The organism is Pantoea sp. AG702 (assembly GCF_003182295.1).
Lineage (GTDB): Bacteria > Pseudomonadota > Gammaproteobacteria > Enterobacterales > Enterobacteriaceae > Pantoea > Pantoea ananatis.
The window spans coordinates 37,988-59,010 of sequence record NZ_QGTU01000003.1; the positions used below are offsets into that span (position 1 = coordinate 37,988).

The window sequence follows — 21,023 nt, forward strand, 5'->3', positions numbered from 1 at the left end:
GGCGTTTTTTTTTATAATCCGCCTGATTTAAAAGTCCGCGTCGTCGACGCACCATTTCCGGCAGGCGTTTTTCTGCTTAAGGTTTCTACCCGCATCTGGAAGGGTGGGAAAGGCATTTCGATACCATGTTCTGCAAAGCCGTGCAGGATAAGCTGATGCAGTTCATGGCGAAGCGGCATGCGATGGCCCATTTCAGCGGCGTGGACGCGTAGCTCAAACAACTGTATTCCCTGCTGCAGGTCAACCAGAAACACTTCCGGCGGCGGTGTATCCAGAACGTAGCTACAACGTTCTGCAGCCAGCTTCAGCAACGTGGTGACCTCCTCGCTGCTTACCTGTGCGGGAGCGGGTATGGTCAGCACGACGCGCGTGACGGAGTCCGACAGCGACCAGTTAACAAACTGTTCTGTAATAAAGGCCTTATTAGGCACGATGATCTCTTTGCGATCCCAGTCTGTAATTGTCGTGGCGCGGGTATTGATGCGCGTAATGCTGCCGGTCAGATCGCGAATAGTAACGGTATCGCCAATACGAATGGGTTTTTCAAACAAAATAATCAGGCCGGAGATAAAGTTCGCAAAAATCTCCTGCAGGCCAAATCCCAACCCAACACCCAGGCCGGTCACCAGCCACTGCAGCTTGGACCATTCAATTCCAATCAATGAGAAGCCGAGCAAGCCACCAATTAGCAGCAGCAAATACTTGGTCAGCGTGGTAATGGCATAGCCGGTGCCTGGCGACAAATCAAGATGCTGCAGCAGGGCCAGCTCAAGCAGGGCCGGCATATTGCGCACCAGCTGCGTCGTAATCACGAACACCAGGATGGCGATCAGAACGGCGCCCAGCGTAATGGGTTGAATACTCTCCACACCCTGAACGGAGGTGTTGACATCCCATAAACGAATATTCTCAAGGAAACCAAACGCAGAGTGGATTTCCGACCACAGGACAATGACTGACACCAGCGCAATCAGCGTCAGGATTGACCTGACCAGGCGCAGTGACTGAGCACTGATGGCGTCCAAATCAATCACGGGCTCTTCTATTTCAATAACGTCAGTATTTTGCGCCTGATCTTTTTCTTCTTCGTTGCGCGCGCGATTGGCCAGCATATCGGCCCGGCGCTGGCGTGCGCGATCGAACCCCAGCCTGCGTCGTTGAATCAGCATCCAGCGGCGAATGATATGGTAAATAACCAGCAGGAAAAACCAGATTGCCACCGAGGTTTCCAGACGTGCCAGCAGCGCCTGCGCTGTTTCAAGGTAACCAATCATGGAGGCCAGCGCGGCCAGCAATGGAATGGCGATCATAATATTCCACAGCAGGCGGTTAATCATGTTTTCGCCGTTGCCCTCTTTATCAAGATAAAGAGGGATCCCTGCACGTTTTAGACTTACCGTAACAAGACTCAGGGCGCCACAGATCAAAATAAAACACAGTCGGCCCAGGGTGGCAGAGAAAAGACGATCGTCAAGGTTATCAAAGGTGATCAGCAGCATAATCAGCGGCACGATCAGGCCAATACTCAACGAGTAGTAACGCATGGCACGCGCAACGCGTACCTGCGGCCAGCGGAAATGCACAATGAACAAACCGTTGGCGCGGGCAAACTGGGCGCTGACCATGAATATCCACAGCAGAGGCAGCGTCGCCGTAATGCCATCGCCGATAGCAACGGCTACCGGATACGGCCAGGCGTTTTGCAGCCCGTATCCCAGGGTTGCCCAAAGCACAGGAAGCGGAAGCGCGACCAGAATTGACCAGAAAACAGTGCGGATGGTCAGGCGGAAGCGATCCTGGGTGACCTTACCAACCTTACTGGCTGAGCGTTCCAAAAAAGCGTTGAAGTGACGACGTGTACTCAGGCTAAAACCGACCAGCAACACGGCACCCAAAATGGGCAGGACGGTGCTGCGGCTGGTAAACATCATTGCCAGAGCTTTGCCAAGCTGCCCAAGCGTATCCAGCGTAAGCAGGTGCGACAGGCCTTTAGCCACGTCCAGAGGATAGCTCAATGAAATGGGGCTGACATCCGCTGTCCAGAACAGATAGCGGTGCGTGGCGTCTTTGACTTCGGTTAACGCATCCTGAAGCTGCGTATTGGCGACCTTGAGTTTAGTGATTTCCAGAATCAGCGTATCGCAGCCGGATATCAGGGAGTTCAGCAATTCTCGCTGCGTTTTTAACTGTGCATCCAGAATGCGCTTTTGGTCGCTGGTAAAAGGCTGCCCGTCCGCCTGATGTGCTTTGCGAAGCGCATTCTGTCGTTCCAGAAGATCTTCATAATGCAGGCGCTGAACGCGCAGCTGTGCCATTTCATTATCGATTTGCTGAGATTTCGGCATATCGGGTAAACGCGCCACCTGTGCCCGAAGCGCATCGCCGAGCAGGTTAGAGGCACCCAGCCACTGGGATTGTTCCCGCAACGTTGCCAGCGCCTGACGGACCTGAATAATTTGATTGGTGGCGAGGCGCTGTTGCGATGCCACCAGATCCATGCGCTGTGCCTGCTGATTCAGCGCACCGGACAAATCGCGGTTAACCCGAAACTGCTCACTGATCTCGGGCGGTAAATCACCACTGTTTTCCGCCAGCTGTTCCGTACGCGCCAGCGCCGTTTCGGCCTCGCGCTGACGTTGTTCATTCAGTTGATTACGTAAAGCCTGCAGATAATTATCAAGCTGGGTCACTTTGCGCTGATGCACCTCGGCACGCATGCGAGCCAGCTCCTGGCGATTGTTGGCCGACAACTGCGCCAGCTCATACTCATCGACTTTGGCTTTATTGGCGGCATTTTCTGCCTGGCGAGCCACCAGTTGGGCCTGACCGACTGGAGTGGCAGCGCTGCCGGCACTCTGTAAGCGCCGTTCGCTCTCGGTCAGTGCCCGGCGCGCTTCCGTTTGCTGCTGTGGCAACTGCGACAGGGAATCACTGATCTCTCTGGCACGGTCCTGCTCCTGCTGGGCCTGGCGTCCTTCTTCAATCAGCTGACTGCTGATTTGCAGAATCTCTTGTTCCAGCTCTGCGCTGGTCATCGTGCTGCGCACGGTTTTAGCGTTGTCGTTAAGCGTGGCGATTTGCTGCCTTAACTCGCGGGCAAGGCGCGGAAAATCGTCAATAACCTGTTGATACTGTTGTGCGCGTTCGAGGGCATCATCGCGTTCAGAGAGCGAGGCCAGTGCGGCTTCCAGTGACTGAATTTGTTCAGTTTGCGAGGGGGCATTTTTAGTGGCTTTGACCTCTTCCAGCTGCTGTTTGAGCTGGCTGGCATCAGGCAGGCTGGCGGCTAGCGTAGAAGAGCTGAGCCAGAGGCTCAGCAGCAGACAAAAGATCGAACGCACGAACATAGGTTCTACTCGACAGCGTCAGGCGCGGTAGTCGTCAGTGGAAGGGCGAGCGCTAAAGGTTGGCCCAGTCGAACCTTACTTTCCGCCTCAAGGCTTTCCGCCAGCTTGATTCGGCCAGGCGCGAACAGGTTGATTACCGTAGAACCCAGTTTAAAGCGGCCCATTTCCTGACCTTTGAGTAATACCACGGCACCGTCATGATCGGCGGCCGGGTAATGCCAGCGTTTAATAATGCCTTCGCGCGGCGGTGTGACGGTGCCTGCCCAAACGGTTTCAATGCTGCCGACAATCGTTGCGCCCACCAGGATCTGCACCATCGGGCCCATATCGGTTTCAAAGTAACAAATTACGCGCTCGTTACGGGCAAAGAGGTTAGGGATGTTACGTGCGGTCAGCGGATTAACGGAGTAAAGATCGCCCGGTACATAGATCATCTCACGCAGGATGCCGTTACAAGGCATGTGGACGCGGTGATAATCACGCGGTGCCAGGTAAGTGGTCGCAAATTCCCCCTCACGAAACTGTGCCGCCATATGCTCATTACCGGCGAGCAGGGCGTCGATCGTGTAGTAATGGCCTTTCGCCTGGAAAATCTGATCGCCTTCAATATGGCCAAGCTGGCTGATCGCGCCGTCAGCAGGCAGAACGATCAGGCTGGCATCGGGAGCGATTGGGCGTGCATCGTCCTTTAACGGACGAACAAAGAAATCGTTAAAGGTGCGGTAGCTGGCGGTATCCGGTTTCCGTGCTTCAGCCATATCGACTTTGTAAAACCAGACAAAAATATCAATGACCAGCTTCGTCAGCCAGCCGCCGCGACGGCTGGCTCCCCAACCCGCAAGTTCAGTCAGCCATTTTTTTGGAAGAATGTGATTCAAGCCGAGTTTAAAACGATCAAACACCCTAGCCTCCTGGCTATCTTTCATAACATTGACAAAAAGGGAGCGGATTGTAACAGCGCCCCAGTCAGATGGCGAATACGCCGTTACGGGCCTTAATCTTCACTCTCGGCGAAGTTTTTCCGGGTTTTCATTTGCGCCATGCTTTCAAGAATACGGTGATAGTTATAGAAGCGTGATTGATCGATTTTGCCGTTTTCAACGGCTTCACGAATCGCACAGCCCGGATCGGTGTCATGCTTACAGTCACGAAACTTACAATCGCCTAAGAACGCACGGAATTCGACAAATCCACGCGTGATTTGTTCCGGCTCAAGATGCCACAAACCAAACTCACGGACACCCGGAGAATCAATCACATCCCCGCCCTCGGGGAAATGATAAAGCCGGGATGCGGTCGTGGTATGTTGGCCCAGTCCGGAAACATCGGAAACATCATTGGTCAGAATGGCGGTGTCCTGCTGTTGATCGAAGCCAAGCAGGGCGTTCAGCAGGCTGGACTTACCTACGCCGGACTGCCCGGCAAAGATACTTATCCGGTCAGTTAAGGCTGCCTGCAGTGCATTCAAACCCTCTTTCACATGGCTGGAAACCATCAATACCCGATAACCAATCTTGCGGTAAATCTCCATCTGCTCGTCAACAAACGCACGTGCGTTGTCATCCAGCAGATCGATTTTGTTCAGCACCAGCAGGGGCTCAATATCCAGTGTTTCGCTGGCGACCAGATAACGGTCGATAATATTCAGTGACAGCTCTGGCAGAATCGCGGACACGATAATAATTTGATCGATGTTTGCGGCGATGGGTTTAACGCCATCGTAGAAATCGGGGCGCGTCAGCACGCTGGTGCGTTCGTGCACCGCTTCAACAATACCTTTACCGCCGTTTAGCGCGGGACGCCATACCACCCGATCGCCGGTGACCAGCGAACGAATCGTGCGACGTATATTGCAACGGTGGGTAAGGCCAGCACTGTCCTCGACATCGGCATGCATGCCAAATCGGCTGACCACCACGCCCTCTGCGTCCTGACCAAACAAATTATCGTCCGCTTCCGGGCGCGTTTTGCGCTGGTTCAAACGACGATCGTGGTTAGCGCTTACGCGACGTTGTTGACCTTTAGACAGTTTATTTTTACTCACTCACCCTCACCGTTTAGCTGGATTTCGCCCTGAGGGGCAAAACGTCTATGATACACCTTATTCATGATGAATGACGACTCAGCAACCACAGGTAACAGCATGGCCACTGGAAACGAAAATAATCTAATTTGGATCGACCTTGAAATGACCGGACTCGATCCGGAACGCGATCGCATTATTGAGATCGCCACTATCGTGACCGATGCCGACCTCAATATCCTGGCTGAAGGGCCGGTGATGGCGGTTCATCAGTCAGATGCACAGCTCGCCTTAATGGACGAATGGAACGTTCGTACACATACGAATAGCGGTTTGGTGGAACGGGTAAAGGCCAGTAAGATTGACGATCGCGCTGCGGAAAAAGCGACTATCGAGTTCCTACAGCAGTGGGTGCCCGCAAATACCTCGCCCATCTGCGGCAACAGCATTGGGCAGGATCGCCGTTTCCTGTTCAAGTACATGCCAGAGCTGGAAGCCTATTTCCACTACCGCTATTTAGATGTCAGCACGCTCAAGGAACTGGCTCGTCGTTGGAAGCCAGACATTCTTCCAGGCTTCAAAAAGAGCGGCTCGCATCAGGCGTTAGACGATATTCGTGAGTCCGTTGCCGAACTGGCGTACTACCGCCAACACTTTTTGCAGCTTTAAACCGCAAAGGGTGCGCAGGAAATCGCCAGGTTGATGCAATAAGCAGCAAACGCATCAAAAGCGCAAATTTTTGCTGTAAGCATCTTGCAGCAGCAGCGATTTCTCGTATAATGCGCACCCCGTACCGGTGAAGAATTTATGACGGTACAAGGCGCGGGAATAGCTCAGTTGGTAGAGCACGACCTTGCCAAGGTCGGGGTCGCGAGTTCGAGTCTCGTTTCCCGCTCCAGATTATGTTTAGCAGTACCCTCTATGCGGGAATAGCTCAGTTGGTAGAGCACGACCTTGCCAAGGTCGGGGTCGCGAGTTCGAGTCTCGTTTCCCGCTCCAAAATATGTTTAGCAGTGCCCTTCTATGCGGGAATAGCTCAGTTGGTAGAGCACGACCTTGCCAAGGTCGGGGTCGCGAGTTCGAGTCTCGTTTCCCGCTCCAGTTTTGTCACTTTCTTTGTCGCAGCCTGCCAGGCTGGATGATGATCTTTAGTACTACAGTCAGAGTTATCCACAGCAGGACAGATGACTGTTCATGCTTTTTTGCCGTTCTGTAAAACTCTTTTAAACAGAGTTATCCACAGATATAGGGATTAAGCCAAACGCTAGACGCATTTGCAAAATAACACAAATTTTATTTAACCTATTGATAGTTAATGAAATAATAATATTTCATTATGTTATTTGATTCTGTCACTTGTGTTATTACGATTGAATGACAAGGTGTTTTTATTTTTATTCACAGGATGTGGAAATCTGTTTCCTGTGCATCGTTGCGCAATCAGGCATCACGCGGCAATCCCTTCTCTATTACCCTGACGAGCCTTTTTTGCTGTGCTGGCTGTACGTCAATCTCTACGTGCTTTCGCTTATCCTGTTGCTGCGCAATGGCCCACTGAATATGTTCGTCCAGTAAATCACTTTCCCCCAGCCGCTGTTCGAGTATGGGGAGGATCTCTGCACTCCACGGGGCATTCCCCAGCGCCACCGCAATATTGCGTGACCAGCGCTGATAACCAATTCGGCGGATGGGAGAGCCTTCGGTAGTACGCAGGAATTTCGCTTCATCCCACTGAAACAGGGCGGTTAACGCTGGCGCATGCAGCGCTGCGCGGGGTGAAAAATCCGCTTCGTCAGTCAGTTGCCCATAGCGGTTCCAGGGACAGATGAGCTGGCAGTCGTCACAGCCATAAATGCGGTTCCCCATCAGGGGCCGCAGCGCTTCGGGGATGGCGCCTTCGAGCTCAATCGTCAGGTAGGAAATGCAGCGGCGGGCATCCACCGTGTAGGGCGCCACGATAGCGCCTGTCGGGCAAATCGTCATGCAGGCCACGCAGCGTCCACACTGCTCTTCCTGTGGGGAATCTATCGGCAGAGGCAGATCGATCAGCAATTCCCCCAGGAAAAACCATGAGCCCGCTTCGCGGTTCAGGATCAATGAGTGTTTGCCGGTCCAGCCCAATCCGGCTTTCTCTGCCAGAGGGCGTTCAAGCAGTGGGGCAGAATCGACAAACGGACGAAACTGGCTTTCGCCACAGTGGGCCTGAATCATTTCTCCGAGCTTTTTCAGGCGATTGCGCAATACTTTGTGATAATCACGGCCCAGCGCATAGCGGCTGACATAACCTAACTGTGGGTTTTTCAGCGTACTGGCGAAAGCGGCTTTGGCAGGAAGATAATTCATGCGCACGCTGATCACCCGCAGCGTACCGGGTAACAGCTCATGGGGACGCGCACGCATCATTCCATGGCGGGCCATCCATTCCATCTCGCCATGGTACTGTTTGTCCAGCCATGCCTGCAGACGCGGTTCTTCAGCGCTGAGATCGGTGTCGGTAATACCGACCTGCTGAAAGCCGAGATCGCGTCCCCACTGTTTAATGTGTTGAGCGAGTTGATCAAGATCGAGAGGGTATGACATGACTAACCAGAATTCGAAGAGAAACGGCAGCAGTTTACCACACTCTGTCTGGCCTGCGCAGGCACTGGCACAACTTGAGCGTGAGGGTGCCGATGCACTGGGTATCTCGCTCTACGAGCTGATGTTAAGGGCAGGACAGGCCGCCTATGAGCATATAACTGTCCACTGGCCGGATGCAGAGCACTGGCTGGTGCTGTGCGGTCATGGCAATAACGGAGGCGATGGTTATGTGGTTGCCCGTCTGGCGCAGGCTGCAGGCAAACAGGTGACGCTTCTGGCCTGTCATAGCAATAAGCCGCTGCCCGACGAAGCAGAGGCCGCCAGAAACAGCTGGCTTGAAGCGGGTGGGGTGATCCATGCGCCCGACGTGGCCTGGCCTGAAAAGGTCGATATTATCGTCGATGCGTTATTGGGAACAGGCATCAGCCGGGCGCCCGCCGAACCTGTTTCCACCCTGATAACTCAGGTAAACGCACATGACGCGCCGGTCATGGCGATTGACCTCCCCTCTGGTCTGTCTGCAGCGACAGGCAACACACCGGGAGAGGTTATCAATGCCACGCATACGTTGAGCGTTATTGCGCTGAAGCCCGGACAGCTTACCGGCAAGGCGCGGGACTGTATTGGGTCGCTTTACTTTGCCGACCTGGGACTGCAAAGCTTTCTGTCAGCGCAGTCGCCGCCTATGGCTCGCTATGATGCCCGTTTCTTATCCCACTGGCTGAAACCGCGTAAAGCAACGTCCCACAAAGGCGATCAGGGGCGTTTGTTGGTGATAGGCGGTGACAGCGGCACCGCCGGTGCCGTGCGGATGTCGGCAGAAGCCGCGCTACGAACGGGAAGTGGTTTGGTGCGAGTGCTTACTCACAAAGACAATATTATCCCTATCCTCACCGCGCGCCCGGAAATTATGGTGGATGTGCTCACGGACGCGGGACTGGCTGATGCGCTGGAATGGGCGGACGTCATCGCCATCGGTCCGGGGCTGGGACAGCGGGAATGGGGCAAAAAGGTGCTCGAAAAGGTTAAAAGTACTGAAAAGCCCATGCTTTGGGATGCAGATGCGCTTAACTTGCTGGCAATAAGCGCTGAGAAACGTCAGAATCGCATTATAACGCCGCATCCGGGTGAAGCTGCTCGTTTACTGGGTGTTAAGACCAGCGAAATTGAGAGTGACCGCTTACAAGCCGCACGAGAGCTGGCGAAACGTTATGGTGGCGTTGCCGTATTAAAAGGTGCGGGCACGATTATCGCCAGTGAAAACGGGCAAATGGCGTTTGCCGATGTGGGTAATGCCGGGATGGCATCGGGCGGTATGGGTGATGTGCTCACCGGTATTATTGCCTCGTTAATGGGACAAAAATTGGCGCTGTTTGATGCTGCCTGTGCAGGTTGTGTTGCTCACGGTGCTGCCGCTGATACGTTGGCTGAGCAGCGGGGCACGCGCGGCATGCTGGCATCAGACTTATTTGATCTGCTGTGGCAGTTTGTTAATCCAGAGATGAATCAAGAAGCATGAAGAGCTGTGTTATATCTTTGCCCAATGAGGCGGCAACACTCGAACTGGGTGCTCAACTGGCGCAGGCCTGTGGCAATGCGGCGGTGATCTATCTTTATGGCGACCTCGGCGCAGGAAAGACCACCTTCAGCCGCGGTTTCTTGCAGGCATCCGGTCATCCGGGCAATGTGAAAAGCCCTACCTACACCCTCGTCGAGCCTTATGTTCTTGAAGGGCGTTCCGTTTATCATTTCGATCTCTACCGCCTTGCCGATCCGGAAGAGCTGGAGTTTATGGGCATTCGTGACTACTTCACGAACGACGCGGTTTGTCTGGTTGAGTGGCCCCAACAGGGCGCCGGTATTTTGCCCCCGCCGGACGTGGCGTTGACGCTCCGTTATGTCGATGAAGCGCGGCAAGCCGAGCTGGTTGCGCACTCCGCCCAGGGGCAGCGCTGGGTTGATCAGATCGAACAAGGCAGGGTCCGGGCATGATGACATGGATGAAAATGCTCGTTGTGGCAGGATTGCTACTCATTACCGGCCCCCTGTTTGCCGCTAACCTGTCTGATATTCAGGTATCGAATGGCGGAAATCAGGCCACGGTTACGCTGAGTTTTTCCGGCCAACCGGTTTATGCCTACTTTCCGCTACACAATCCCGACCGTGTGGTGCTGGATATTCGTCAAAGCGGCGTCATCAAAGGCTTACCCCTGACGTTTAGCGGCGATAACATCGTTAAACGCATTCGTACCAGTACCCCAAAAGATAAACAAAGCATACGTCTGGTCTTTGAGCTGACGCAGTCTGGAAAAACCCGCGCCGTTACGCAACGCAACGGCAGTCAGTACAGCGTGGTCTTTACCATACAGGGTAAACATCCGGCCGTTACGCGCAGCGCGCCCGTGGTTGCAGCCGAGCCTGCGCCGACACGAGCACGGGAAACCGCAGCCAGTAATCCGTTCAATGCTAACCCGGTGACCACGGTCACCAACACCAACAGCACGGTCCGTCCCGGTGGGGTTGCCAGCCGAAACGACACGGTTATTGTAGCCATTGATGCCGGACACGGAGGCCAGGATCCCGGGGCGATAGGCCAGCACGGACTTAAAGAGAAAAACGTCACCATCGCCATTGCGCGTAAACTGAAAGTGTTGTTAAACGACGATCCCATGTTCAAAGGGGTTCTGACGCGTGACGGCGACTATTTTATCTCTGTAATGGGCCGTTCAGACGTTGCGCGCAAAGCGAATGCTAACGTGCTGGTGTCAATTCACGCCGATGCGGCACCCAGCCATGCGGCAACCGGAGCCTCTGTTTGGGTATTGTCTAACCGCCGCGCGAACAGTGAGATGGCAAACTGGCTGGAGCAGAAAGAGAAACAGTCAGAACTGTTAGGCGGAGCAGGCGATCTGCTGGCGAACAGTCAGGCCGATCCCTATCTGAGTCAGGCCGTGCTGGATTTGCAGTTTGGTCACTCGCAGCGCGTCGGGTATGACATCGCGACGAAGGTGATTCAGCAGCTGCGTGGCGTCACGTCTTTACACAAGCGTTTACCTGAGCATGCCAGTCTTGGCGTGTTACGTTCGCCGGATATTCCTTCCCTGTTGGTGGAAACCGGTTTTATTAGTAATGCCTCGGAGGAGCGACTGCTCGGCAGTAGCGCACACCAGGATAAGATTGCTCAGTCGATATATAAAGGACTGCGCGCTTATTTCCTGGCGCACCCGCTACAATCGGTCCCAAAGGAGGAAAACCGGCCGCTGGCTACGTCGCCAGCGGTCAGCGTAGTCAGTAATCCGGCGACCGGAGAGACGCAGTATACGGGCGCCATTCAGCGGCATACTGTAACGCGCGGCGAAACGCTCTCAGGAATCGCGGCAAAATATGGCGTGAGCATGGCAACACTGCGGCAGATGAACACCCTGAAGCGCGATGTTGTCTGGGTGGGGCAGCGGCTGAAAGTTCCGGCCAGTGCGGTGGCCAGCCGTACCGCACCGGCTTCCTCAGGGGCGCATCGCCCGGTGCGGCATAAAGTGGTGCGGGGAGACTCGCTGAGCAGTATCGCCGCGCATTATGGCGTCAGCCCTAAATCGATTCTCCAGGCGAATAACCTGAAATCCACCAACGTGATGTTGGGTCAGAACCTGAAAATCCCTGCATCCTGATTGTTAGCCCGGCCGCCGTGCCGGGTTGTCAGCCACAAGGATATCCAGCATGCCAATACAAATTTTGCCGCCGCAACTCGCAAACCAAATTGCGGCGGGAGAAGTGGTTGAGCGTCCTGCATCGGTCGTCAAAGAGCTGGTGGAAAACAGCCTTGATGCCGGGGCGACGCGCATTGATGTGGAAATTGAAAAGGGTGGCGCAAAACTGATTCGCATCCGCGATAACGGCTGCGGTATAGCGAAAAATGAGCTGGCAATGGCGCTGGCTCGGCATGCCACGAGTAAAATTGCTTCGCTGGACGATCTTGAGGCCATTATGAGCCTGGGCTTTCGCGGTGAAGCCCTGGCCAGTATCAGCTCAGTGTCTCGTCTGACCCTGACATCGCGCACGGCCGAGCAAAACGAAGCCTGGCAGGCGTATGCTGAAGGGCGCGATATGGACGTTACTGTTAAGCCCGCCGCCCATCCTTGTGGATCGACGCTGGAAGTGCTTGACCTGTTTTACAACACGCCAGCCCGGCGCAAATTCATGCGCACTGAAAAAACTGAATTCGGGCATATTGATGAAGTGATCCGGCGCATCGCGCTGGCGCGCTTTGACGTGGCTATCTCATTAAGCCATAACGGCAAACTGATGCGTCAGTACCGGGCCGTCAATGATGACGGGCAACGTGAGCGTCGGCTGGGTGCCATATGCGGGACGACCTTCATGCAGCATGCGCTACGCATAGACTGGCAACATGATGACCTTGTATTGCGCGGCTGGGTTGCCGATCCGTCCGGCTCCCGTCAGGTGAGTGATATTCAGTATTGCTATGTTAATGGCCGCATGATGCGTGACAAGCTGATCAATCATGCTATCCGTCAGGCGTTTCAGAGCCAGCTACAGGATGATCAGCACCCCGCTTACGTCTTGTATTTAGAGATAGATCCGCATCAGGTCGATGTAAATGTGCATCCGGCAAAACACGAAGTGCGTTTTCATCAGTCACGTCTGGTGCATGACTTCATCTATCAGGGCGTCATGAGCGTGCTGCAGGAAAGCGCCTCCCCGGTTCTGCCAACGTTACAGGCTGAAGAACCCACTCCGCGTTGGCAGCAGGAGAACCGCCAGGCGGCAGGCGGCAATCATTTCAGCCAGCCGGCTGTCACAGGTGACGCGGCCAGGCCATCGGTTGCACCCGCCTGGCAAAATAAAGACGCCGGATACAGCCAACGCGAAGGCCGGGTTTACCAGCAGCTTCTTAAAACGCCGGCGAGTTCGCCGGCAACCAAAAGTGCCGAGCCTGCGGCACGAGAGCCGGTCAGTGCCGTGCCACCTCTGGCGGCTCACGCCCACAGTTTTGGCCGCGTGTTAACCGTGCTTGAAGGCCAGTATGCTCTGCTTGAGCAGGGCCAGCGGTTACTGCTAATGGCTCTGCCTGTGGCAACCCGCTGGTTAAAGCAGGCACAGTTAGAACCTACCGAAGGTGGGCTGAAATCACAGCCGCTTTTGATCCCGGTGCGGTTAAAAATCGCCTCGGCGGAGCGCAAGGCGGCCCAGGAAAATCTCAGCCTGCTCAACCTGATGGGCATTGATTTACACCCTGAGGGTGACCACATTATCCTGCGTGCGGTGCCTTTACCGTTACGAACACAAAATTTACAAATCTTGATTCCTGAACTGTTAGGCTATCTCGCCCGGCAGCAAGAGAACTCTGCTACGCAACTGGCCCAGTGGCTGGCGCGACGTGAAGATGCAGAGCCTCAACACTGGAATCACTCCCAGGCGATTACCTTGCTGGCTGAGCTCGAAAGGCTTTGTCCGCAGTTACTGAAATCGCCACCTTCTGGCTTAGTACAAGCCATTGAGATTGAGAGCGCGGTCAACGCGTTGAAGCATGAGTGAACTGAACCAGGCTGGCCGGCCAAAGGCAATATTTTTGATGGGGCCTACAGCGTCAGGCAAAACCGCATTAGCGATCGAATTGCGCAAGCACTTACCTGTAGAGCTTATCAGCGTAGATTCGGCTCTGATTTATCGTCAGATGGATGTCGGTACGGCAAAACCCTCTGCAGAAGAGCGGGCGCTGGCGCCCCATCGTTTGCTGGACATTCGCGATCCTGCCGAAGCCTATTCGGCGGCAGAGTTCCGGCGGGATGCGTTAGCAGAAATGGCGGATATCGTTCAGCATGGACGAATTCCGTTGCTTGTTGGTGGAACTATGCTCTACTTCAAGGCGTTACTTGAAGGATTGTCGCCGCTGCCCTCGGCCGATCCGGAGGTTCGTCAAAAAATAGAGCAAATGGCGAATGAAAGAGGCTGGGAAGCTTTACATCGTCAACTTTGCGAAATTGATCCGGTCGCAGGCAGTCGTATTCATCCGAATGATCCGCAGAGACTTTCGCGAGCACTGGAAGTTTTTTTTATTTCGGGTAAAACTTTAACGGAACTGACAAAAATTTCTGGTGAAGCGTTACCCTACGATGTGCATCAGTTTGCTATCGCCCCCGCGAACCGCGAACTGTTGCATCAACGCATCGCACTGCGTTTTGATCAGATGTTGGCGTCAGGATTTGAAGCGGAGTCTCGGGCCCTGTTTGCACGAGGTGATTTGCATACGGATATGCCTTCCATTCGTTGTGTTGGCTATCGCCAGATGTGGTCGTATTTGGCTGGCGAGATCGATTACGACGAAATGGTTTATCGGGGAGTTTGCGCAACCCGGCAACTCGCTAAACGCCAGATGACCTGGTTACGTGGTTGGGAAAATATTCACTGGCTAGACAGTGATGAACCTCACTCAGCGCGTGATACAGTACTGAAGGTTGTTAGTGCGAAGCATGGGTGATTGTGTACAATTGGCAAGTTACGTGCGCAAATTTTTACGCAGTTTTTTTCAGAACCACTGTGTTCTACAAGCAACAAACAACAAGCATATAAGGAAAAGATAGAATGGCTAAGGGGCAATCATTACAAGACCCGTTTCTGAACGCACTGCGTCGTGAACGTGTTCCGGTTTCGATTTATTTGGTTAACGGTATTAAGCTGCAAGGTCAGATCGAATCCTTTGATCAGTTCGTGATCTTGTTGAAAAACACGGTAAGTCAGATGGTTTATAAGCACGCCATTTCTACCGTCGTGCCTTCACGCCCGGTTTCTCACCATAGCAACAATACCGGCGGTGGCAGCAGCAACAATTACCATCATGGCGGCAGCAGCACTTCTGCGCAGTCGCAGCCACAACAAGACGGTGATAACGCAGAGTAAGGCGGCACCGTTTAACCAGGATCGGAAAGCGTCAGGTTTTCCATCCTGGTCTTTTTATATAAGCGAGGTTATAGCTTGTTTGACCGTTATGATGCCGGTGAGCAGGCCGTACTGGTACACATCTGGTTCTCCCAAGACAAAGAGCTGGAAGATTTACAGGAATTCGAAACCCTGGTGTCTTCTGCTGGCGTTGAAGCACTGCAGGTTGTCACCGGCAGTCGTAAAGCGCCACACCCAAAGTATTTTGTCGGTGAAGGAAAGGCCGTTGAAATTGCCGATGCGGTAAAAACAAGTGGAGCATCGGTCGTTCTTTTCGATCATGCTTTAACGCCCGCTCAGGAACGTAATCTTGAGCGCCTGTGCGAGTGCCGTGTTATCGACCGCACTGGCTTGATTCTTGATATTTTTGCCCAACGCGCACGTACCCACGAAGGTAAATTGCAGGTTGAGCTGGCGCAGTTGCGTCACCTTGCAACACGTCTGGTACGTGGCTGGACGCACCTTGAACGCCAGAAGGGCGGGATTGGCCTGCGTGGTCCGGGTGAAACCCAGTTAGAAACTGACCGCCGTTTACTTCGCGGGCGCATTAGCCAGATTTTGTCGCGTCTTGAACGTGTTGAAAAACAGCGCGAGCAGGGCCGCCAGGCGCGTGCCAAAGCGGACGTCCCGACTGTTTCACTGGTGGGCTACACCAACGCCGGTAAATCTACTCTCTTTAACGCCATTACGTCTGCCAATGTCTATGCCGCGGACCAGCTGTTTGCGACGCTGGACCCCACGCTGCGTCGGCTAAACGTCGCTGATGTGGGCGAAGTGGTGTTGGCCGATACCGTTGGCTTCATTCGCCACCTGCCGCACGATCTGGTTGCCGCCTTCAAAGCTACCCTGCAAGAGACGCGTCAGGCCACGCTGCTGATGCACGTGATCGATGCCGCCGATGTCCGGGTTAATGAAAATATCGGCGCGGTTAATGAGGTGTTGGAGGAAATCGACGCTGATGAAATCCCCGCGTTACTGATCATGAATAAGATCGACATGCTGGACGGTTTTGAGCCGCGCATCGACCGTGATGAAGAAAATATGCCGGTCCGCGTGTGGCTCTCTGCACAGTCCGGCGTCGGCATTCCTTTATTGTGGCAGGCGCTTTCCGAGCGGTTGTCCGGTGAAATTGCGCAGTATGATTTACGTCTGCCGCCGGAGGCGGGTCGCTTACGCAGCCGCTTCTATCAGTTGCAGGCGATTGAAAAAGAGTGGAACGAAGAAGACGGCTGTGTAGGGTTGCATGTGCGTATGCCCGTGATTGACTGGCGCCGCTTGTGCAAGCAGGAGCCGTCGCTGACCAGTTATATTGTTTGATATTGCCAAATCGAACTTACTCTGAGGATTTTATGTTGTCGTGCGGCGTTGGGGGTTTGCTCTCTGACAGTGACTTTGCAAAGGGTCAGGGCAATGAGCGTAGCCAGCGTTGCGACAATACGGAATACAACGGGTAAGCCGCTAAAACTATAAATGGAGTAATGACATGGCGTGGAATCAGCCCGGAAATAACGGACAGGACCGCGACCCGTGGGGAAGCAGCAATAATCAAGGCGGCAACTCTGGGGGAAATAAGGGAGGTAAGGAATCTGGGCCTCCTGATCTGGATGATATCTTCCGTAAACTGAGCAAAAAGCTCGGCGGATTCGGTGGTGGCAAAAAAGGTGATAACGGTCAGCGCAGTTCCGGTGGTAGTGGCAAAATCTTTGGTATCGTCGCCGTAGCCGCCGTCGTCATCTGGGCCGCGAGCGGATTTTACACGATAAAAGAAGCCGAGCGGGGCGTAGTCACTCGCTTTGGTAAGTTCAGCCACCTGGTGGAGCCGGGCCTGAACTGGAAACCGACCTTTATCGATCAGGTGCGTGCGGTCAACGTCGAAGCCGTTCGCGAACTGGCGGCATCAGGTGTGATGCTGACCTCTGATGAAAACGTCGTGCGCGTTGAAATGAACGTACAGTATCGCGTTACCGATCCTGAGCGCTATTTATTCGCGGTGACCAGCGCCGACGACAGCCTGCGTCAGGCAACCGACAGCGCCCTGCGTGGCGTCATTGGTCGCTCTACCATGGATCGTATTCTGACCGAAGGTCGTACGGTCGTGCGCAGCGAAACCCAGCGTGAAATCGACGAAACCATTCGTCCTTACAATATGGGCATTACGGTTCTCGACGTGAACTTCCAGGCGGCACGTCCCCCAGAAGAAGTGAAGTCGGCGTTTGACGATGCGATTGCCGCACGTGAAAACCGTGAGCAGTACGTACGTGAAGCCGAAGCCTATGCCAACGAAGTGCAGCCGCGTGCTAACGGTCGTGCACAGCGTGTGCTGGAAGAAGCGCGTGCCTATAAAGAGCGTACGGTTCTGGAAGCACAGGGTGAAGTCGCGCGTTTTGCCAAGCTGTTGCCTGAGTACAAAGCCGCGCCGGAAATCACCAAAGAGCGTCTGTATATCGAGACCATGGAACGCGTGCTGAGCCATACACGTAAAGTGCTGGTGAACGATCGCGGTAACAATCTGATGGTCCTGCCTCTCGATCAACTGATGCGTGGCGGCGAGTCTTCATCCGCGAAGAGTGGACAAAAAAGCAGCTCAACATTGCCCTCGCTTTCCGATCGCAGTGCCAGCCGCAATGACACGTCGTCATACAGTCCAGACAGCATCATGGATCAGCGTCGAGCCAATGCTCTGCGCAACGATACCCAGCGCGAAGGGAGAGAGTAATCAATGCGTAAGCCAGTAATTGTACTAATCATTATCGCGTTGGTGGCCTTTTATGCGTCGCTGTTCGTGGTTCAGGAAGGCGAGCGCGGTATCGTTCTGCGCTTTGGTAAAGTGTTACGCGATAGCGAAAACAAACCGCAGGTGTTTGCGCCGGGTCTTCATTTTAAAATTCCGTTTATCGAAACGGTTAAGATGCTGGATGCACGTATCCAGACCATGGACAACCAGGCCGATCGCTTTGTAACCAAAGAGAAGAAAGACCTGATCGTGGACTCTTACATCAAGTGGCGCATCAGCGATTTCAGTCGTTACTACCTGGCGACCGGTGGCGGGGATGTTTCTCAGGCTGAAGTCCTGCTGAAACGTAAATTCAGTGACCGTTTACGTTCAGAGATGGGACGTCTTGACGTTAAAGACATCGTGACCGATTCACGAGGCCGTTTAACCACCGACGTGCGCGATGCATTGAACACCGGTACAGCGGGCGGTGACGACGAAGTTGCCACGCCTGCTGCGGATGATGCTATCGCCAGTGCAGCCGCGCGAGTTGAGCGTGAAACCAACAGCAGCGAACCTGCGCCTAATCCAAACAGTATGGCGGCGTTAGGGATTCAGGTTGTAGATGTGCGCATCAAACAGATCAACCTGCCGACGGAAGTGTCGGATGCGATCTTCAACCGTATGCGCGCAGAACGTGAAGCCGTTGCACGTAGTCAGCGTTCGCAGGGTCAGGAAGAGGCCGAAAAACTGCGCGCCCAGGCCGATTACCAGGTCACCCGTACGCTGGCAGAAGCACAGCGTGAGGCATTGATTACCCGCGGTGATGGTGATGCAGAAGCGGCGAAACTGTTTGCCAACGCATTCAGCCAGGATCCGGATTTCTATGCCTTTATCCGCAGCCTGCGCGCGTATGAAAACAGCTTCAATGAAAATCAGGACGTCATGGTGCTGAGCCCGGATAGCGACTTCTTCCGCTATATGAAGGCGCCTTCTAACGCCACGCGTTAAGAACTGATATAACTAACAGGCCGACAATGTTGTCGGCCTTTTTTTTGGATGCAGTATGAACGTGAATATCTGGATGGCACTGGCGTTGGTTCTGGTGCTGGAAGGCCTGGGGCCAATGTTTATGCCACGTCTGTGGCGACGTGTGATTTTGAGCATGACACAATTGCCCGATCGCCTGTTACATCGATTTGGCGGGGGATTGGTGGTGGCAGGAATGGTGATTTACTGTATGTTGCGGCTGCATGGCGAACTCTAATGCGTTCAGCCTCGCCGTCTGAATGGTATCTCAGCCTCGATTTTACCCCTGGATGTTGTAGTGATCAAAACTCAGGCAAAAAAGCGCGCAATCGTATGCTAAAAGTGCTGAAAACCGAAAAATCAGATGGTAGAATCCTTTTTTAAGCAATCGGTGATTTTGAGAAATGGGTAAGAACGTCGTCGTACTGGGCACCCAATGGGGTGACGAAGGTAAAGGTAAGATTGTAGACCTTCTGACTGAGCGCGCTAATTACGTTGTGCGTTATCAAGGCGGCCACAATGCGGGCCATACACTTGTCATCAACGGTGAAAAAACCGTCCTCCACTTAATCCCTTCTGGCATTCTGCGTGACAACGTTACCAGCATCATTGGTAATGGCGTGGTGCTTTCTCCTGAAGCTCTGATGAAAGAGATGAAAGGCCTGGAAGAGCGTGGAATTCCGGTACGCGAACGTCTGCTGATTTCTGAAGCCTGCCCGTTGATCCTGCAATACCATGTGGCAATGGATATGGCGCGCGAGAAAGCGCGTGGTGCAAAAGCCATTGGTACCACAGGTCGCGGTATCGGTCCTGCTTATGAAGACAAAGTAGCCCGCCGTGCACTGCGCGTCAGCGACCTGTTTAACAAAGAAACCTTTGCAGCCAAGCTGAAAGAAGTGATCGACCTGTATAACTTCCAGCTGGTGCATTACTACAAAGAAGAAGCCGTTGACTACGACAAAGTGCTGAGCGATGTGATGGCGGTTGCCGACATCCTCACCAGCATGGTTGTTGACGTTTCTGAACTGTTAGACGTTGCGCGTAAGCGTGGCGATCTGATCATGTTCGAAGGTGCCCAGGGCACGCTGCTGGATATTGACCACGGTACTTACCCCTATGTGACCTCCTCAAATACCACTGCCGGTGGCGTGGCGACGGGGTCAGGTATTGGTCCACGCTTTGTGGATTACGTCCTGGGTATCGTTAAAGCTTACTCAACGCGTGTCGGTGCAGGCCCGTTCCCGACCGAGTTATTCGACGAAACCGGTGAGTTCCTGTGCAAGCAGGGCAACGAGTTTGGCGCCACAACAGGCCGTCGCCGCCGTACTGGCTGGCTGGATGCGGTTGCTGTACGTCGTGCCGTGCAGATTAACTCGCTCTCCGGTTTCTGCATGACCAAGCTGGACGTGCTGGATGGTCTGAAAGAAGTGAAAATTTGTGTGGCTTACCGCATGCCTGATGGCAGCGAAGTCACCACCACGCCGCTGGCAGCGGAAAACTGGGAAGGCATTGAGCCGATCTACGAAACCCTGCCGGGCTGGAGCGAGACAACCTTTGGCGTGAAAACGCTGGAAGGCCTGCCCCAGGCCGCGCGTAACTACATTAAACGTGTAGAAGAAGTGACCGGTGTGCCAATTGATATTATTTCAACGGGTCCAGACCGTAGCGAGACGATGATTCTGCGCGATCCCTTCAACGCATAATCATCCTGTGGCCGGACATTGTCCGGCCTTTGTTTTTATGTAATTTGATGCCACTAAACGCCCCTTCGCTTGTCAAACCCTTCACTGGCTGAAAAAAATACACGGTCGTCAACAGTCTGGTTTATCATCGTAGCTCGATACGAAAGAGCCAGTTCAACATTGAAATAAAGAGCAGGACGGGCGAGCATAGACGTGCCACCGGATGATTGACTGAGGTCACTGTGCAGCTAACAAGTTTTACCGATTACGGCCTGCGGGCGCTGATTTACATGGCCACCTTGCCGGAAGGCAGGCTGACCAATATCACTGAAGTCACCGATACCTATGGCGTATCGCGTAATCATATGGTCAAAATTATCAATCAGCTTAGTCGTGCAGGATTCGTCTCCGCCATTCGTGGTAAAAATGGTGGTATCCGCCTGGGCATGAGCGCCAGGGACATCGTGATAGGTGAAGTGGTACGCAAAATGGAGCCACTACAGTTAGTGGATTGCTCGAACTGCTCTATCGCGCCCGCCTGCCGCCTTAAAAAGGCCTTACATGACGCCGTGCAGCTGTTTTTACAGGAGCTGGATGGCTACACGCTGGCAGACTTAGTAGAAGGTAATACACCTTTATATGAAATTATATTGTCCGAACCGCCGGTGGCAATGAATATTAAATGACATCGGAGG

Annotated in this window: 17 protein-coding genes and 3 tRNA genes; 16 read left to right on the top strand and 4 right to left on the bottom strand. The window is 53.8% G+C overall.

Going from position 1 to position 21,023, the window contains the following annotated elements; genetic code table 11:
• Window positions 1–11: 11 nt before the first annotated feature.
• The 3 genes from mscM to rsgA all read right to left on the bottom strand — a co-directional run bounded on the left by mscM (window position 12) and on the right by rsgA (window position 5,391).
• Window positions 12–3,347: a miniconductance mechanosensitive channel MscM gene (mscM, locus tag DFO57_RS09685; RefSeq protein WP_014594727.1), complete on the bottom strand. Its 3,336-nt coding sequence runs from the start codon at window positions 3,345–3,347 to the stop codon at window positions 12–14.
• A gap of 5 nt (window positions 3,348–3,352) precedes the next feature.
• Window positions 3,353–4,249 (bottom strand): archaetidylserine decarboxylase, encoded by an 897-nt coding sequence (gene asd / locus DFO57_RS09690; protein ID WP_110015306.1) that lies wholly within the window; start codon window positions 4,247–4,249, stop codon window positions 3,353–3,355.
• 92 nt (window positions 4,250–4,341) lie between these two features.
• On the bottom strand, window positions 4,342–5,391 hold the full coding sequence (gene rsgA, locus DFO57_RS09695) for a small ribosomal subunit biogenesis GTPase RsgA (RefSeq protein ID WP_013027412.1): 1,050 nt from the start codon (window positions 5,389–5,391) through the stop codon (window positions 4,342–4,344).
• A gap of 99 nt (window positions 5,392–5,490) precedes the next feature.
• Here rsgA and orn point away from each other — a divergent pair, with 99 nt between their 5' ends.
• The 4 genes from orn (at window position 5,491) to DFO57_RS09715 (ending at window position 6,471) form a co-directional block, all read left to right on the top strand.
• A complete protein-coding gene (orn, locus tag DFO57_RS09700; protein ID WP_014604895.1) occupies window positions 5,491–6,039 on the top strand; it encodes an oligoribonuclease in 549 nt (182 codons plus the stop codon).
• A gap of 153 nt (window positions 6,040–6,192) precedes the next feature.
• Window positions 6,193–6,268 (top strand) — tRNA-Gly (locus DFO57_RS09705).
• A 25-nt stretch (window positions 6,269–6,293) separates the two neighbouring features.
• Window positions 6,294–6,369 (top strand) — tRNA-Gly (locus DFO57_RS09710).
• 26 nt (window positions 6,370–6,395) lie between these two features.
• Window positions 6,396–6,471, top strand: a tRNA-Gly gene (locus DFO57_RS09715).
• Between the two features lie 339 nt (window positions 6,472–6,810).
• On the opposite strand, the gene queG is transcribed toward DFO57_RS09715, so the two are convergent.
• Window positions 6,811–7,950, bottom strand: coding sequence for a tRNA epoxyqueuosine(34) reductase QueG (gene queG / locus DFO57_RS09720; protein WP_022622406.1), 1,140 nt, complete (start codon window positions 7,948–7,950; stop codon window positions 6,811–6,813).
• On the opposite strand from queG, the gene nnr reads away from it, so the two are divergent.
• From nnr to nsrR, 12 genes are all read left to right on the top strand, one after another.
• A complete protein-coding gene (gene nnr / locus DFO57_RS09725; RefSeq protein WP_110015307.1) occupies window positions 7,949–9,469 on the top strand; it encodes a bifunctional ADP-dependent NAD(P)H-hydrate dehydratase/NAD(P)H-hydrate epimerase in 1,521 nt (506 codons plus the stop codon). The genes queG and nnr overlap by 2 nt on opposite strands.
• The gene (gene tsaE / locus DFO57_RS09730; RefSeq protein ID WP_015699417.1) at window positions 9,466–9,942 is read left to right on the top strand and encodes a tRNA (adenosine(37)-N6)-threonylcarbamoyltransferase complex ATPase subunit type 1 TsaE; all 477 of its coding nucleotides are present in this window, start codon (window positions 9,466–9,468) and stop codon (window positions 9,940–9,942) included. Before nnr ends, tsaE begins: the two co-directional genes overlap by 4 nt.
• On the top strand, window positions 9,939–11,615 hold the full coding sequence (gene amiB / locus DFO57_RS09735; RefSeq protein WP_013027407.1) for an N-acetylmuramoyl-L-alanine amidase AmiB: 1,677 nt from the start codon (window positions 9,939–9,941) through the stop codon (window positions 11,613–11,615). The genes tsaE and amiB overlap by 4 nt, the downstream gene beginning before the upstream one ends.
• Window positions 11,616–11,664: 49 nt before the next feature.
• Entirely contained in the window at window positions 11,665–13,503 is a 1,839-nt protein-coding gene (mutL, locus tag DFO57_RS09740) for a DNA mismatch repair endonuclease MutL (RefSeq protein ID WP_014594725.1), read from the top strand.
• On the top strand, window positions 13,496–14,446 hold the full coding sequence (gene miaA, locus DFO57_RS09745; protein ID WP_015699418.1) for a tRNA (adenosine(37)-N6)-dimethylallyltransferase MiaA: 951 nt from the start codon (window positions 13,496–13,498) through the stop codon (window positions 14,444–14,446). The genes mutL and miaA overlap by 8 nt, the downstream gene beginning before the upstream one ends.
• A 104-nt stretch (window positions 14,447–14,550) precedes the next feature.
• On the top strand, window positions 14,551–14,865 hold the full coding sequence (hfq, locus tag DFO57_RS09750; protein ID WP_013027404.1) for an RNA chaperone Hfq: 315 nt from the start codon (window positions 14,551–14,553) through the stop codon (window positions 14,863–14,865).
• A gap of 75 nt (window positions 14,866–14,940) precedes the next feature.
• Window positions 14,941–16,221: a ribosome rescue GTPase HflX gene (gene hflX, locus DFO57_RS09755; protein WP_015699419.1), complete on the top strand. Its 1,281-nt coding sequence runs from the start codon at window positions 14,941–14,943 to the stop codon at window positions 16,219–16,221.
• A gap of 166 nt (window positions 16,222–16,387) precedes the next feature.
• Complete coding sequence (hflK, locus tag DFO57_RS09760) at window positions 16,388–17,620, top strand: FtsH protease activity modulator HflK (RefSeq protein ID WP_013027402.1); 1,233 nt, start codon at window positions 16,388–16,390, stop codon at window positions 17,618–17,620.
• Window positions 17,621–17,623: 3 nt separating this feature from the next.
• On the top strand, window positions 17,624–18,628 hold the full coding sequence (gene hflC, locus DFO57_RS09765; RefSeq protein ID WP_013027401.1) for a protease modulator HflC: 1,005 nt from the start codon (window positions 17,624–17,626) through the stop codon (window positions 18,626–18,628).
• 55 nt (window positions 18,629–18,683) lie between these two features.
• A complete protein-coding gene (locus DFO57_RS09770; RefSeq protein WP_013027400.1) occupies window positions 18,684–18,884 on the top strand; it encodes a DUF2065 domain-containing protein in 201 nt (66 codons plus the stop codon).
• 166 nt (window positions 18,885–19,050) lie between these two features.
• Entirely contained in the window at window positions 19,051–20,349 is a 1,299-nt protein-coding gene (locus tag DFO57_RS09775) for an adenylosuccinate synthase (RefSeq protein WP_014604898.1), read from the top strand.
• 221 nt (window positions 20,350–20,570) lie between these two features.
• On the top strand, window positions 20,571–21,014 hold the full coding sequence (gene nsrR, locus DFO57_RS09780; protein ID WP_014604899.1) for a nitric oxide-sensing transcriptional repressor NsrR: 444 nt from the start codon (window positions 20,571–20,573) through the stop codon (window positions 21,012–21,014).
• The last annotated feature ends 9 nt before the right edge of the window (window positions 21,015–21,023 follow it).